This is a genomic window from Actinoplanes auranticolor (assembly GCF_018332655.1).
Classification (GTDB): Bacteria; Actinomycetota; Actinomycetes; order Mycobacteriales; family Micromonosporaceae; genus Actinoplanes; species Actinoplanes auranticolor.
The window spans coordinates 73968-87832 of record NZ_BOQL01000006.1 but is presented as its reverse complement, the minus strand read 5'-3'; the positions used below and the strand labels follow the sequence as shown (position 1 = coordinate 87832).

Genomic DNA, 13865 nt, shown 5'->3' with positions numbered 1-13865 from the left:
AGCCGCAGACACTTGCCGGTGCCACCGATGACGCATCCGGCTGCCGCGGACGCAGCAGAAACGGCGCGGATACCGCGGGCGCGGTAGTCACTCGCTCGTCCCCGGGCAGGACTCGCTCGCGCGGCCTTTGCGGCTAGGGTGCGGCCATGAGCAGGAGACGGGCCGCTGTCACCGACTGGACGATCGCCGTCGGCATCGCGGCGGCGCTGCTGACCGGCGGGCTGTCCGGCCGCGCCGCCACGGACCTCGACCCGCTGGGCTACGTGCTGCTGGTCGCCGCCGGCCTGGCGCTGGCCGCCCGGCGGCGGGCCCCCGTACCGGTGCTGGTCGTCACCGGACTGTGCGCGGTGGGCTGGCAGGCGGCCGGATTCGACGTGCCCGCCGTGGCGTACCTGTTCGCCGTGTACGCCGCCGTCCGGGCCGGACATCGCAGGCTCACCATCGTGGTGTCGGTGGCCATGCTGGCCGCGCTGCCGTTCGCGGCCCTGGTGTCCCTGCACGACCTGGGCGAGGCGTTCACCCGGGCGCGCAGTGCTCTGGAGCTGGCCTGGCTGATCGCGGCCGGCGCCGCGGGTGAGGCTCTGCGGCAGGCCGAGCGGCGCGCGGACGAGGCCGAACGCACCCGGGAGGAGACCGCACGGCGCCGCGCCGACGAGGAACGGCTGCACATCGCCCGGGAGCTGCACGACTCGCTCACCCACCAGATCTCGGTCATCAAGGTGCAGGCCGAGGCCGCCGTGCACGTGGCCCGCAAGCGGGGCGAGGAGGTGCCGGAGTCGCTGCTGGCCATCCGCGAGGCCGGCCGGGAGGCGACCCGGGAACTGCGGGCCACCCTGGAGGCGCTGCGCGACGACGGCACCGCCCCGCCGCAGGGCGTCGGCCACGTCCCGGAGCTGGTGGAACGGGCCCGGGCGTCCGGGCTGGACGCGACGCTGACGATCGAGGGAGCCCGGCAGGACGTGCCCGCGGCGGTGGACCGCACCGCGTACCGGATCGTGCAGGAATCTCTCACCAACATCGCCCGGCACGCCGCCGCGGCCACCGCGTCGGTCCGGATCCACTACCGCCCGGACGGCCTCGCCATCCAGGTCGACGACGACGGCCGGGCCACGCCGGGCGCCGCCCCGACGCCCGGCGTCGGACTGCTCGGGATGCGGGAGAGAGTCACCGCCCTGGGCGGCCGCCTGCGGGCCGAACCACGCACCGAGGGCGGCTTCACCGTGCAGGCCGAGCTCCCCGTGGACCGGACCGCGTGATCCGGGTCCTGCTGGTCGACGACCAGCCGCTGCTGCGCAGCGGGTTCCGCGCGCTGCTCGACGTGGAGGACGACATCGAGGTGGTGGCCGAGGCCGCCGACGGCGCGCAGGGACTGGCCCTGGCCCGCGAGCACCGGCCGGACATCGCCCTGGTCGACATCCAGATGCCGGTGATGGACGGCATCGAGACGACCCGGCGCATCGCCGCCGACCCCGACCTGGCCGGCGTGCACGTGGTCATCCTGACCAACTACGGCCTGGACGAGTACGTCTTCGACGCGCTGCGCGCCGGCGCCGCCGGATTCCTGGTCAAGGACATGGTGCCGGAGGACTTCCTGCACGCGGTCCGGGTCGCCGCGCGCGGGGACGCACTGCTCGCGCCGTCGATCACCCGCAAGCTCATCAGCCGGTACGTCACCGAGCCACGCCGCACCGGCGCCGGCCCGCAGCTGAAGGAGCTGACCAACCGCGAACGCGAGGCCGTCGCCCTGGTGGCGCAGGGCCTGTCCAACGACCAGATCGCCGAGCGCCTGGTGATCAGCCCGCTGACCGCCAAGACGCACATCAACCGGGCGATGGCCAAGCTGCACGCCCGCGACCGGGCCCAGCTCGTGGTCCTGGCCTACGAGTCCGGCCTGGTCACTCCCCGCACCGGCTGACCCCGCAGGCCTGACCGGTGCAAATCTCCGTCCCGGGCCGCGGGCGAGCAGATGCTTGTACATTGCAGGGATGGACGCCGTCGGGCCGGAGCTCAGTTCGTTGTGCCGCGCCGTACGCGACCTGCTGGAGGCTCAGGAGAGGCTGATCGCGACGCTCAACGCGCGAGGCATGCTCGACTCCCGGGCCAGCGGGGTGCTCGCGGCTCTCGACCAGCTCAAGGCCGAGGCGGACGAGACACGGCGGCTCGCCGACACCCATCCGGTCGGGTGCTGAGCTCGAGGACCGCACTCCGACGATCCACAAAGGGCGGCCGTGATGGCGCTCGGCGGTCCACCCGCCCAGCCGCGCCCCCGTCACGAGAACGGGCGATCAGGCGGCCTCGCAGGGGGTGGGCGTCCCGCCCGCCGTGAACGTCCGCAGCGCGCCCAGCGCCTCCCCCACCGTCGCCACCTTGGCCATGGGAAGCCTCGGCACCGCGTTACGAACCGCCTAGGCGCAGTTCCCCTCCGGCACCAGGAACAACTGGGCACCGGCCGCCCGCGCGCCGACCAGCTTCTGCGGGATGCCGCTGATCAGCCCGACAGCCCCGGTTTCGTCGATGCTCCCCGTCCCGGCGATGATCCGCCCGCCGGTGAGGTCGGCCGGGGTCAGCTTGTCGATGATGCCCAGGGTGAACATCAGTCCCGCGCTGGGCCCGCCGATCTCGTCCACGTCGATCGCGACGGTGAACGGCGCCTGCTGTTTCTGCTCGACCGTCAGTCCGGTGCCCGCCGGTCCGCCTGCGCTGGTCACCGTCGCGGTGCCGGCCCGCCCGGCCCGGGTGAAGGCGATGGACACCGACGCCCCGGCGGTGACCGCACCGGTCAGGTCCGTGAAGGCCTGCGCGGTGCCCACGCTCTTACCGCCGACTCCCGTGATGACGTCGCCCACCCGCAGCGCACCGGCGGAAGGACCGTCGGCCGCCACGGCGGTCACCTGTGGCCGCGCCGGATAGCCCAGCTCGCGCAGGGCGACCGTCTCGGCGCTGCGCAGCGAGGACGTGAACAGCTCGGCGTTGCGCCGGTCGACCTCTTCGTCGCTCTGCCCGGGCGGGAAGACCCGGGCGCGCGGGGTCAGCGCCCGGTCGCCGTCGAACCAGGTCTCGACCGCCTCCCGCAGCCCGACCCCGGTCTCCACCTGGACGGTGGACAGCCGCAGCTGTCCCGCGGAGGTGGCGACCTTCCCGCCGGTCACGGCGATCACCTGGCGGCCGTCGTGGCTGCCCAGCGTGTCGACAGTGGGCCCCGGACCCAGCACCACGTACGGCAGCGGCCAGAACCCGATCCCGGCACTGAGCAGCGCCGTGACCACAGCGCCCGCGATGACCACGGCACCCCGACGTCTCATGACCGCGAGCGTAACGACCGGCCGGTCATTCCTGTCGCGCCGCCACGGTGTCGGCGCCCGTCCGGGTCAGCAGGGCCACCCCGGTGAGGCCGGCCAGCGCCGCGGCGACGGCCCAGGCCACCGCGGTGCCGGAGCCCGTTTCGCCGATCGTCGCGGCCAGCAGCAGCAGCGCGGCGACGCCGAGGGCCGTGCCCAGCTGCGCTCCGGTGTTGAGCACACCGCTGGCCGTACCGCTGAGGGTGTCCGCCACGTCGGTGCCGATGGCCGTGCCCGCGACCGAGGCGATCCCGAGGCCGATGCCCGCCACCGCTACGCCGGCCACCACGCCGGCGATGCTGCCGTAGGTCACGACCAGCAGCAGGTTGCCCGCGGCGATCCCGGCCAGGCCGGTGGCGGCCATTCGGCGCACGCGCAGCCGGGCCCCGAGCGGCCTGGTCAGCGCCGAGCCCACCACCACACCCAGGCTGAACGGCACCAGCGCGAATCCGGCACCGACCGCGGACACGCCGAACTCCTGCTGCAGCGACAGGGTGGCGAGCACCCCGGTCGAGCTCGTCGTCGCGGTGTTGACGAACGAGACCACCGTCCCGGTACGCAGGTTGGCCGAGGCGAACGCCGCGCGGGGTACGAGCGGCGCCCGCACCCGGCGCTGGTGGGCGACGAACACCGCCCCGGCGGCCAGGCCCGCGACGACCAGCAGCCCTCCGGCCACCCGGGCGTGCGGGTTCTCCAGCGCCGACGCTCCCACGATCAGCGCCATCACCGCGCCGGTCAGCAGGGCAGCCCCGGTCAGGTCCAGCCGCACCGCCTCGCGGTCGCCCGCCGACCGGGTGATGACCAGCCGGACCGCGACGATCAGGGCGATGCCGACGGGCACGTTCACCCAGAAGACGGCACGCCAGTCGAGCACGTCGGTCAGGACGCCGCCGACCAGCAGCCCCAGCGCGCCCGCGGCGGCCCCGCTGGCACTCCACGCCGCCAGCGCGCCGCGGCGCTCGTCGGGATCGGGGCTCGCGTCCAGCAGCAGCCGCAACGCCGAGGGGACGCTGATCGCGGCGGCCGCGCCCTGCAGCCCGCGGGCCGCGACGAGCTGGATCACCTCCTGTGCGCTCGCTCCGATCAAGCTGACCAGCGCAAAGGCGGTGCAGCCGAGCAGCAGCACCCGGCGGTGCCCGTACCGGTCCCCCAGCCGGGCGCCCAGCACGAGCAGGCCGCCGAAGAACATCGCGTAGACCGTCGCCAGCACCGGGGTGGCCGCGGCGGGCGCCGACACCCCGGCCAGCATGGCCGGCAGCGCGGTGATGCCGCTGGTCACCCCGAGCACGTCGACGAACTGGATGCCGCAGAGTACGGCCACAGCGCGGCGCGAGCCTCCTGCCATGACCGCACGCTACCGGGACGCCGGTCCCGCTGCCCGGCACGGCCCGCGTGGCCCGGGCCGGCGGAAACGTTGCCCGCCGTCCGGGAGATTCTTCGAGATCCCGATCGCATTGCCCGGGTACGGCCACGGGCTCTACGGTCATCGCGGCGGACCGGGCAGATCGCTCGGGCGGGGGAAGGCGGTGCCGATGGCCGACGACGGCTCCGGCTTCGCCGCGTTCTTCGAGCGTCATCATGCCGAGCTGTCCCGGCTGGCGTACCTGCTGACCGGTGACGCGGCGGCCGCCGACGACCTGGCCGCCGACGCTCTCGGCCGGATGCGGCGGGCCTGGCCCCGGGTGGGCGACGACCCGGCGGCCCACGCCCGGGGCCTGGTCGCCACGCTGACCCGGGACCGCGGGCGGCGCCGGCTGACCGGCACCGGCCGGCGCGAGGCGGCCGGGACGATCGGCCTGAGTGACGCGCTGCGCCGGTTGCCGCACCGGCGCCGGGTCTGCGTCGTGCTGCGGTACGCGTCCGGCCTCACCGAGGATGAGGTGGCGCGCGCCCTGCGCGTCTCCCCGGGCACCGTGCGGAGCCGGACGGCCAAGGGCGTGCGACAGCTCGGCGAGCTGCTCGGCGGCCCGCTCGTCGTCACCGGCCTCGGCGGGCGGGAGGCGCGGTGAGGAGCTACCCGGAGCTGTCCGAGCACGAGCTGCGTACCCGGCTGTGCGCGATCGCGGCCGAGCACCAGCCGGACCGCACGGCCATGCTGCACCGGATCGCGGAGTACCGGGTGGGTCCGCCGGTCGCCGAGCGGCGGCCCGGCGGCCGGGCCGTGCGCCTGGCCGGATCGGCCCTGGCCGTGTCGATCATTCTCGGGGTCGGCGGGATGGCCCGCTGGGCCCTGGCCGACGGCCCGGAACCCGGCGTCACGCTCGCCGAGACCGTCGCGGCGCCCCGGCCGACCCCTTCCCAGGAGACGCCGGCAGCACTCTGGGCCGACGGCTCGATCGACCCGGACAGCGACGACGCGGACAGCCGCAGCGACATCACGGTCAAGGTCCGCGAGCCGCTGCGCGCGCTGGAGGTCACCGTCCGGGTCGCGCCGACCGCCGGCCTGGCCGGGCACGGCGGCACCCACGACGTCACGGGCGCAACCATAGAGACCACGGTGGTCCGCGAGCGGAACGCCCTGGTGTACCGCTTCCGGCTGGCCGCGGGCACGCTGGCCGCGGGCACGTACGTCTTCACCGCGAGGTACACCTACGCCGATGAGGACGGCCGGGACGCCGGCGACGACAGTTACGCGGTGACCGCCACGACCGCGGCGGATGCCACCGAGCTGCGCCTGCGAGGCGACTTCTACTGAGAGGTCACTGCGCGAGCGGGGCCGCCCCGGGATCGGGTCCGGGCACGGGGTCCGGCTCCGGCTCGGGCTCGGGCTCGGGATCACTGAGCTGCTCGCGCAGGTAGTTCCAGAACACGGCGATCAGGGCGGCGACCGGCACGGCCAGCAGGGCGCCGACGATCCCGGCCAGGCTGCCGCCCAGCGTCACCGCGAGCAGCACCACCGCCGCGTGCAGTCCCAGCCCGCGGCTCTGCACCATCGGCTGGAACACGTTGCCCTCGAGCTGCTGCACCGCCACGATGATGGCCAGCACGATCAGCGCGTCGGTCGGCCCGTTGAACACCAGCGTGATCAGCACGGCGACCAGACCCGCGAAGAGGGCGCCGACGATCGGCACGAACGCCGTCACGAAGGTCAGCACCGCCAGCGGGAGGACGAGAGGCACCCCCACGATCCACAGGCCGACGCCGATGAAGACCGCGTCGAGCAGGCCGACGAACGCCTGGGAACGGACGAACGCGCCGAGGGTGTCCCAGCTGCGCGCGGCGACGGTGGGCACGTCGGTGGCGAGCCGGCCGGGCAGCTGCCGGGTCAGCCAGGGCAGGAAGCGCGGCCCGTCCTTGAGGAAGAAGAACATCAGGAAGATGGCCAGCACGGTGGTGACGATGCCGTTGACCACGGTGCCCACGCCGGTGACCGTCGCGGTGACGATGCTGCCGACGCTGTCCTGGATCCGGTCGATCGCCGCGTCGAAGGCGGTGGTGACCTGGTCGTCGCCGATGTTCAGCGGCGGGCCGGCGGCCCACTCGCGGATCTGCTGGATGCCGTCGACCACGCCCTTGGCCAGCTCACTGGACTGCGACGCCACCGGCACCACGATCAGGACGATGACACCGACGGCGACCAGCAGTGACACCAGGGTCACGGTGGTCGCGGCCAGCGCGGGATGCCAGCCGTGCCGGCGCAGGAAGCGGGCCAGCGGCCAGGTCAGCGTGGTCAGCAGCAGGGCCACCACCAGTGGCCAGATCACCGACCACATCCTGCCGAGCAGCCACAGCGCCACCCCGGTCATCACCAGGAGCACCAGCACCTGCAGGGATATCCGCGCGGACGTGCTCAGGGCAGCCCGGGTCTTCCGGGAACTCAATGTTGCTGGCATGCGATCACCCTAGGGATCTACCCCCCGCGCGCGCATGGTGAAACGCCCGCCGGGGCTCAGCCCTTGTCGGCGCCGGCGGTCAGGCCCTCGGTCAGCAGGCGTTCGGCGGCGAAGAAGAGGATCACGATGGGCAGGGTCAGCACCACCGAACCCGCCATCAGGACCGTCTTGCTGACCTCGATTCCGCCGGAGAGCTGAGCCAGGCCCAGCGACACGGTCCAGTCGTTGCGGTCCTCGACCAGGAACAGCAGGGCGAACAGGAACTCGTTCCAGGCGATCATGAAGACGTACAGGGCGTTGGCCATCACCGCGGGGGCCGCCAGCGGCAGGATCACCTTGCGGATCGTCTGCAGGCGCGAGTACCCGTCGACCGCCGCGGCCTCCTCCAGGCTCACCGGGATCGTGGCCAGGTAGTTGCGCAGCATGTAGATCGACACGGGCACCGTCTGGGCGATGTAGACGATGGTCAGCCCGGCCAGCGAGCCGCGCAGGCCGAGCCGGGTGAACAGCACGAACAGCGGGATCGCCAGCAGGATCGAGGGGAACAGGTAGACCGACAGGAACAGGAAGTGCACCTGGCGCCGGCCGACGAAGCGCAGGCGGCTGACCGCGTACGCGCCCGGGATGGACACCAGCAGGGTCAGCGCCGTGGCGGCGATCGAGACCAGCGCCGAGTTGGCGAGGAAGCGCAGGAACCCCTGACCGCCGCCGCCCGCCGGGGTCAGCACCTCCCGGTACGTCGAGATGGTCCACTCCGCCGGCCCGACCCACAGCTTGCCCGGATTCTGCAGCACCTCCTCGATCGGGCGCAGCGACAGCAGCAGCATGTAGAGGAACGGGAACAGGGTCACCACGACGAGCACGGCGATGACGACCCGGCGCAGGACCCCGAACACCCGGGTCTCGACGGCAGCGCGGTCCATCAGTTCTCCTCCTCGCCTTCCACTCGTGGCGCCATGAACTTGAGGTAGACGACGAGCAGGACGACGAGGCCGGCCGCCAGCACCAGCGCCTGGGCCGAGGCGGCGCCGATGTCGAAGCGCGCGGTGAGGAACTGGTAGACCCGGACGCTGACCACTTCGGTGCCGGCCCCGCCGCCGGTCAGCAGGTAGACGTCGTCGAACTTGTTGAACGTCATGATGAAGCGCAGCACGGTCAGCAGCGCGATGACCGGGCCCAGCTGCGGCAGCAGGATGTGGCGGAAGATCTGGGTCGGGGCGGCCCCGTCGACCAGCGCCGCCTCCTCCAGGTCGTGCGGGACGGCCTGCAACCGGGCGAGCAGGAACAGGAAGGCGAACGGGAAGTACCGCCACGCCTCGAAGGCGATGACCGTCAGCAGGGCCAGGGGGACGTCGAACTGCCAGCCGAACAGCGACACCTCGTACTCGCGCTGGCTCAGGAAGGCGATCGGGCGGTCCCAGCCCAGGAAGCGCGTGCCCCAGTTGTTGGCGATGCCGAACTGCGGGCTGAGCATGATCTCCCAGACGAAGGTCACCGCCACGACCGGCGCCACGTAGGGCAGCAGCACGGAGGCGCGGACCATCGTGCGACCGCGGAAGCGCCCGCGCAGGGCCAGCGCGGCGATCAGGCCGAACAGGATCGAGAAGAACGTCGACCCGATCGTGTACGCCAGCGTGGTCCACAGCGACGACCAGAAGCCGGGCGAGGTCAGCACCAGCTCGAGGTTGGCCAGCGTGTACTCGCCGAAGAAGCCGGCCCGGCGCAGGTTGATCAGCCGGATCCGCTGGAAGGCCAGCATGACCGTCCACAGGATCGGCAGCACGACGACGACCAGCACCACGATCAGGGTCGGCGACAGGTAGATCAGTCCGGCGCGGTTCTCCTGCTGCCGCCGGGTCAGCGGTCGTCTCCCCTTCGGCTTGTCCTCCGCCGGGGAGACGGCCGCGGGCGGCCGGGTGGTGACCATTACTCGAGCGACTTCTGGATGCTCTTCACGTCGTCGGCGGCCCGCTTGGCCGCTCCCGCCGCGTCCAGCTCACCACCGGCCAGGGCGTTGACCGCCTTGGGTACGGGCAGCTCCCCCAGCGTCGCCCCGACCAGAGCGCCCTGTTTCTGCGGGAAGCCCCAGCGCTGGAACGTGTCCGGGCTGTTCTGCAGCGCGGTGATGACGTCCTTGGCGTAGACGTCGCCGAGCGGCTTCTTGGTGTCCACCCCGGCCGGCAGGTCGTTCCACGCGGCGGTGAACTTGGTGGCCTCCTGCTGGGTGCCCTTGCGGACCGGGAACTTGCCCTCCGGCGCGATGCCCAGCCAGTCGGTGTAGCCCTCGTTCATCATGTACTGGACGAACTTCTTGGCGGACTCGGTGTTCTCGCCGTCCCTGGTGATGGTCCAGCTGGTGATCTCGCCGAACTGCGACGGCTTGCCCGCGGGCCCGGCGATCGCGGTGACGATGCCGCTGTTCTTGGCCAGGAACTCCGGATCGGACCGGCACTGCGCGCAGGTGGGCAGCGCGTCCTTGCGCAGGCCGGCCATCTCGTCGAGCAGGAACGAGGACCAGACCACCATGGCGGCCTTGCCGGAGAAGTACGTCGCGCGGGTGGTGTCCACGTCCTGCGCGCCGGGCACCGAGAAGTTCTTGACCAGGTCGCCGTACAGCTGGAAGGTCTGCACGCACTGCGGCGAGTCGAGGGTGACGGTCTTGTTCGCGTCGACCAGCTCGCAGCCGTTGCCCAGCGCCAGGTTCTCGAAGGTCTGCTCGGTGAAGGCGTCGTTCCCGATGGTGGCCAGGCTGATGCCGGCCACGTCCTTGGAGTTGAGCCTCTGCGCCGCCTGGCGGATCTTGTCGTAGGTGTCGGGCGCGGCCAGGCCGGCCGCGTCGAACAGGTCCTTGCGGTAGAAGAGCAGTTGGGCCCAGCCGTCGGACGGGATGGCGAGCTGCTTGCCGTCCTGGCCGGTCAGCTCCAGCGCGCGGGGCGAGAAGGTGCCCGGGCCGAGCGCGTCCACGACGGCTTTGCCGGCCTCGGTGTCGATGAGGTCGTTGGTGGACATCTGCGCGACCGCGCCCAGCGGCAGCGCGCCGACCACGTCGGGCAGGGTGCCGGCGGCCGCGGCGGAGGTGATCAGGCTGCTGAACTGGTTCTCGTCGGTCGCGACGATCTTGACCTTGACGCCACTGGCGGCGGTGAATTTGTCGGCGATGGCCTGGGTCGCCTGCACCCGGTCGGTCTGGTTCTCCAGGCTCCACACGGTCAGGGTGCCGCCGCCGTCGCTGTCGCCGCCGCCGTCGTCGCCGCAACCGGTCAGCGCCGCGGTGACGAGGAGTGCGGCCGCGGGCAGCCGCCAGAACCGTCCATGATCGATCTTCACGAGATGTCCTCTCGATGACGCATCGATGTCAGTTGTTACCGACGCATCACATCAAGGACTTGACCTCGGTGCAACCGCTGGCCCCGGCAGTGCCGAGATCGGACACCTTGACGCCCTCCGGGACGGCTGAGACCATCACGGCGCCTGATGTTTACGTAAACATAGCGATCGCTGCCGCGAAGGAGACCCGCCCGCGTGAGATTCCGGAGTCTGGCTGCCGCCTGCACGGCAGCGGCCGTCACCCTGAGCGTGCTGACCGGCGGCAATGCCCGCGCCGCCGAGCCGGACGCCGGCGGACCGGCCGTCACCGTGCGGCCCGATCCGTCGTACCAGGGTCAGGCGTTCGAGGGGTGGGGCACCAGCCTGGCCTGGTTCGCCAACGCCACCGGCGACTACCCCGCCGAGGTCCGCGAGAAGCTGGCCGACCTGGTCTTCGGTGAGCGGGGGCTGAACCTCAACATCGCCCGCTACAACATCGGCGGCGGCAACGCCCCGGACGTGCCCGGCTACCTGCGTCCCGGCGGCGCCGTCGAGGGCTGGTGGCAGGCGCCCGCCGGCACCACCCGCACCGACGTCGACTGGTGGGACCCGGAGAATCCGGCCCACTGGAATCTGGACGCCGACCGGACCCAGCGCTGGTGGATCGACCGGATCAAGCGGGACATCACCGGATGGGAGACCTTCAGCAACTCGCCGCCCTGGTTCCAGACCGTGAGCGGGTACGTGTCCGGCGGCTTCGACGCCGGCCAGGACCAGATCCGCCCCGGCACCGTCGACGACTTCGCCACCTACCTGACCCGGGTGACCGCGGAGCTGGAACGGGCGCACGGCATCACCGTGGACACCATCGACCCGCTCAACGAGCCGAACACGCCGTACTGGAGCACCCGGCTGGGCCCCGGCGGCAACCCGGTCGGCGGACGCCAGGAGGGCGCGCACGCCGGACCCGCCCTGCAGCAGCAGGTGATCCGGGCGCTGGCCGCGAAACTGGCCGCGGCGGGCAGCGACACCCGGATCTCGGCCATGGACGAGACCAACCCCGGCACCTTCGCGACCGACTGGAACGCTTACCCGCAGGACGTCCGGGACCTGGTGGCCCAGCTCAATGTGCACACGTACGGGACCGGGCAGCGCACCACTGTGCGCGACATCGCCAAGGGCGAGCGCAAGCCGCTGTGGATGAGCGAGGTCGAGGGCTCCTGGGGCGACGGGCAGAGCTTCACCAGCATGGCGCCGGGCCTGGGCATGGCCCAGCGGATCGTCGACGATCTGCGGGAGCTGGAGCCCTCCGCCTGGGTGTTCTGGCAGCCGGTCGAGGACTACGACAACATGAAGCCGGGCGGGGAGAGCGCCGCAGGTGCCAACTGGGGCAGCATCCAGCTGCCGTTCGGCTGCACGGCCGCCGACACGCTGCGGACCTGCCCGATCCATACCAACACCAAGTTCGACACGGTCCGCAACTTCACCCACCACATCCGCCCCGGCGACCGGCTGATCAAGGTGGGCGACACCGCCAGCGTGGCCGCGGTCTCCAGCGGCGGGCGGGCGACCGTCGTGCACGTCAACGACACCGAGCAGGCTCGCACCGTACGGCTGGATCTGTCGGCTTTCGGAACGGTCGCCCGCAACGCCACCGTGACCCCTGTCGTGACCAGCGCAAACGGCGCCCTGCGCCGAGGCGCACCCGTCGCGGTCCGCGACCGCGCGGCGTCGATCCCGGTTCCGGCCGAGTCGGTGACCACCCTGCTGGTCCGCGGCGTCTCCGGGGTCGCCTCCGACGCGGCCCTGGTGCAGGACGGCCACGTCTACCGCCTGGACGGCGTGCAGAGCGGCAGGTCGCTCGCCCCGGCCGGCACCGGCGCCGTGATCCGCACCGGCGATCCGCACAGCGCCGAGCAGCTCTGGCGCTTCACCCAGCTGTCCCCCGGCGTCGGCAACCGCGCCCGCTACGCCCTGGGCACCGCCACGGGTGACCGGCAGCTCGCCGTCGTCGACGACGCCGTGACCCTGGTGCCGGCTGCCCGCCGGCCCGGCCCCGCGGCCCGGTGGATCCTGTCGACCACCGGCGACGGCACGTACACGCTGGTCAACGTGGCCACCAAGCGACTGCTGGAGGTCGGCGGCCAGGCCACCCAGGACGGCGCCGCGGTGTCGACCTGGCTGGCCAACTCCGGGGTCAACCAGCGCTGGCGGGTCATCGACGAGACGGTGCTCGGGATCGAGCCGACCGAGGCGTTCACCGTGCCCGGGGTGGCGCCTACTCTGCCGCGGACTGTCGTGCCCAGCTACCGCGACGGTGCCCGGGGGACGCTGCCGGTCACCTGGAAGCTGCCGCCGGCGTCGGCGTGGAAGCGGCCGGGCACCGTACCCGTCAAGGGAGTGGCCACCGACGCGCTCGGCCGCACCCACCGGGCCCTGGCCACGGTCGCGGTCGACACGCTGGGGTCCACGGTGCCGGCCCGGGCCAAGACCTTCACGGGCGGCCGGCCGGCGCTGCCGGCCACCGTCACCGCTCTGGGCCGGCACGGCGCGCGGGTCGAGCGCCCGGTGGTGTGGCCGGACGCGCCGGCCGGAGCGTTCGACGCGGTGGGAGTCGCGACGGTGGCGGGCCGGGCCGACGCGGGCGACGGGCGCACGCTGGCGGCCACCGTCCGCGTGCAGGTCACCCGGCCGGTCGAGGGGGACGCGGCGTCCACCGGGGTCACTGCGACCTTCACCGAGCCCGGCTACTCCCCCGACGGCCTGCGTAACGGCGTGCTGACCGACAAGGCGTGGTCGAACTGGCGGTCGGGCCCGAAGAACGCCGCCGACACGCTCACCGTCGCCCTGGCCGGACAGCAGGCCGTCACCCGCGTCGTCACCCACTTCTACCGCGACGGCTCGGACAGCTACGCCGACACCCTGCAGATCCAGGTACGCGACCCGCAAGGCGGCTGGACCGACGCCGGCAGCCCGGCGACCGTCCCCACCGGCACCACGAGCGCCCCGGTGGTGGACCTCGCGACGCCGGCCACGACGGACGCGATCCGGGTCGTCCTCACCGCCCGCCCGGACCAGCACATGACCGTCAGCGAGATCGAGGTCTTCGCCGCCGCACCCGGCACCTCGCCGGATGCGGCCGCGGCGGGCATCGCCCTCGACGGCACCGCCCTGGCCGGCTTCGACCCCACGCGCACGTCGTACTCGGTCCGCGCCCGGGGCAGGCTCCCGGCGGTCACGGCGGTGGCCGCCGACCCGTACGCCACTGTGGACGTCCGCGGGCCGGCCGCCGGCAACCGTACGGCGACCGTCACGGTCACCAGCGAGGACAAGTCGCGGACGCGCAGCTACACGATCACCTTCCGGATATAGGCGACCGGACAGCGGC

11 protein-coding genes and 1 pseudogene are annotated in these 13865 nt (G+C 72.8%); 6 read left to right on the top strand and 6 right to left on the bottom strand.

Features of this window, described 5'->3' with window-relative positions:
• The first annotated feature begins 146 nt into the window (after positions 1-146).
• From Aau02nite_RS03405 to Aau02nite_RS03395, 3 genes are all read left to right on the top strand, one after another.
• Positions 147-1256, top strand: a complete 1110-nt coding sequence (locus tag Aau02nite_RS03405) for a sensor histidine kinase (protein WP_212986818.1) — start codon at positions 147-149, stop codon at positions 1254-1256.
• A complete protein-coding gene (locus Aau02nite_RS03400; protein ID WP_212986817.1) occupies positions 1253-1915 on the top strand; it encodes a response regulator in 663 nt (220 codons plus the stop codon). The genes Aau02nite_RS03405 and Aau02nite_RS03400 overlap by 4 nt, the downstream gene beginning before the upstream one ends.
• Before the next feature lie 70 nt (positions 1916-1985).
• On the top strand, positions 1986-2189 hold the full coding sequence (locus tag Aau02nite_RS03395; protein WP_212986816.1) for a hypothetical protein: 204 nt from the start codon (positions 1986-1988) through the stop codon (positions 2187-2189).
• 96 nt (positions 2190-2285) lie between these two features.
• Here Aau02nite_RS03395 and Aau02nite_RS03390 read toward each other — a convergent pair.
• A pseudogene (locus Aau02nite_RS03390) lies at positions 2286-3302 on the bottom strand (YlbL family protein).
• Between the two features lie 25 nt (positions 3303-3327).
• Positions 3328-4683, bottom strand: coding sequence for an MFS transporter (locus Aau02nite_RS03385; protein ID WP_212986815.1), 1356 nt, complete (start codon positions 4681-4683; stop codon positions 3328-3330).
• Between the two features lie 187 nt (positions 4684-4870).
• Here Aau02nite_RS03385 and Aau02nite_RS03380 point away from each other — a divergent pair, with 187 nt between their 5' ends.
• Together Aau02nite_RS03380 and Aau02nite_RS03375 are read left to right on the top strand one after the other, a co-directional pair.
• A complete protein-coding gene (locus Aau02nite_RS03380) occupies positions 4871-5347 on the top strand; it encodes a sigma factor-like helix-turn-helix DNA-binding protein (RefSeq protein WP_212986814.1) in 477 nt (158 codons plus the stop codon).
• Positions 5344-6033: a hypothetical protein gene (locus Aau02nite_RS03375; protein WP_212986813.1), complete on the top strand. Its 690-nt coding sequence runs from the start codon at positions 5344-5346 to the stop codon at positions 6031-6033. The genes Aau02nite_RS03380 and Aau02nite_RS03375 overlap by 4 nt, the downstream gene beginning before the upstream one ends.
• A 4-nt stretch (positions 6034-6037) precedes the next feature.
• On the opposite strand, the gene Aau02nite_RS03370 is transcribed toward Aau02nite_RS03375, so the two are convergent.
• The 4 genes from Aau02nite_RS03370 to Aau02nite_RS03355 are packed head-to-tail and all read right to left on the bottom strand — an operon-like array spanning position 6038 to position 10498.
• Positions 6038-7171: an AI-2E family transporter gene (locus Aau02nite_RS03370; RefSeq protein ID WP_212986812.1), complete on the bottom strand. Its 1134-nt coding sequence runs from the start codon at positions 7169-7171 to the stop codon at positions 6038-6040.
• Between the two features lie 56 nt (positions 7172-7227).
• Entirely contained in the window at positions 7228-8094 is an 867-nt protein-coding gene (locus Aau02nite_RS03365) for a carbohydrate ABC transporter permease (RefSeq protein WP_212986811.1), read from the bottom strand.
• Positions 8094-9098, bottom strand: a complete 1005-nt coding sequence (locus Aau02nite_RS03360) for a carbohydrate ABC transporter permease (RefSeq protein WP_212986810.1) — start codon at positions 9096-9098, stop codon at positions 8094-8096. The genes Aau02nite_RS03365 and Aau02nite_RS03360 overlap by 1 nt, the downstream gene beginning before the upstream one ends.
• Positions 9098-10498, bottom strand: coding sequence for an ABC transporter substrate-binding protein (locus Aau02nite_RS03355; protein WP_246594859.1), 1401 nt, complete (start codon positions 10496-10498; stop codon positions 9098-9100). The genes Aau02nite_RS03360 and Aau02nite_RS03355 overlap by 1 nt, the downstream gene beginning before the upstream one ends.
• A gap of 195 nt (positions 10499-10693) precedes the next feature.
• Here Aau02nite_RS03355 and Aau02nite_RS03350 point away from each other — a divergent pair, with 195 nt between their 5' ends.
• Entirely contained in the window at positions 10694-13849 is a 3156-nt protein-coding gene (locus Aau02nite_RS03350) for a glycoside hydrolase (RefSeq protein ID WP_246594858.1), read from the top strand.
• The last annotated feature ends 16 nt before the right edge of the window (positions 13850-13865 follow it).

Coding starts and splice junctions, on each gene's coding strand:
- Aau02nite_RS03405 (WP_212986818.1), top strand. CDS start 147: ATGAGCAGGAGACGGGCCGCTGTCACCGACTGGACGATCGCCGTCGGC.
- Aau02nite_RS03395 (WP_212986816.1), top strand. CDS start 1,986: ATGGACGCCGTCGGGCCGGAGCTCAGTTCGTTGTGCCGCGCCGTACGC.
- Aau02nite_RS03385 (WP_212986815.1), bottom strand. CDS start 4,683: ATGGCAGGAGGCTCGCGCCGCGCTGTGGCCGTACTCTGCGGCATCCAG.
- Aau02nite_RS03380 (WP_212986814.1), top strand. CDS start 4,871: ATGGCCGACGACGGCTCCGGCTTCGCCGCGTTCTTCGAGCGTCATCAT.
- Aau02nite_RS03370 (WP_212986812.1), bottom strand. CDS start 7,171: ATGCCAGCAACATTGAGTTCCCGGAAGACCCGGGCTGCCCTGAGCACG.
- Aau02nite_RS03365 (WP_212986811.1), bottom strand. CDS start 8,094: ATGGACCGCGCTGCCGTCGAGACCCGGGTGTTCGGGGTCCTGCGCCGG.
- Aau02nite_RS03360 (WP_212986810.1), bottom strand. CDS start 9,098: ATGGTCACCACCCGGCCGCCCGCGGCCGTCTCCCCGGCGGAGGACAAG.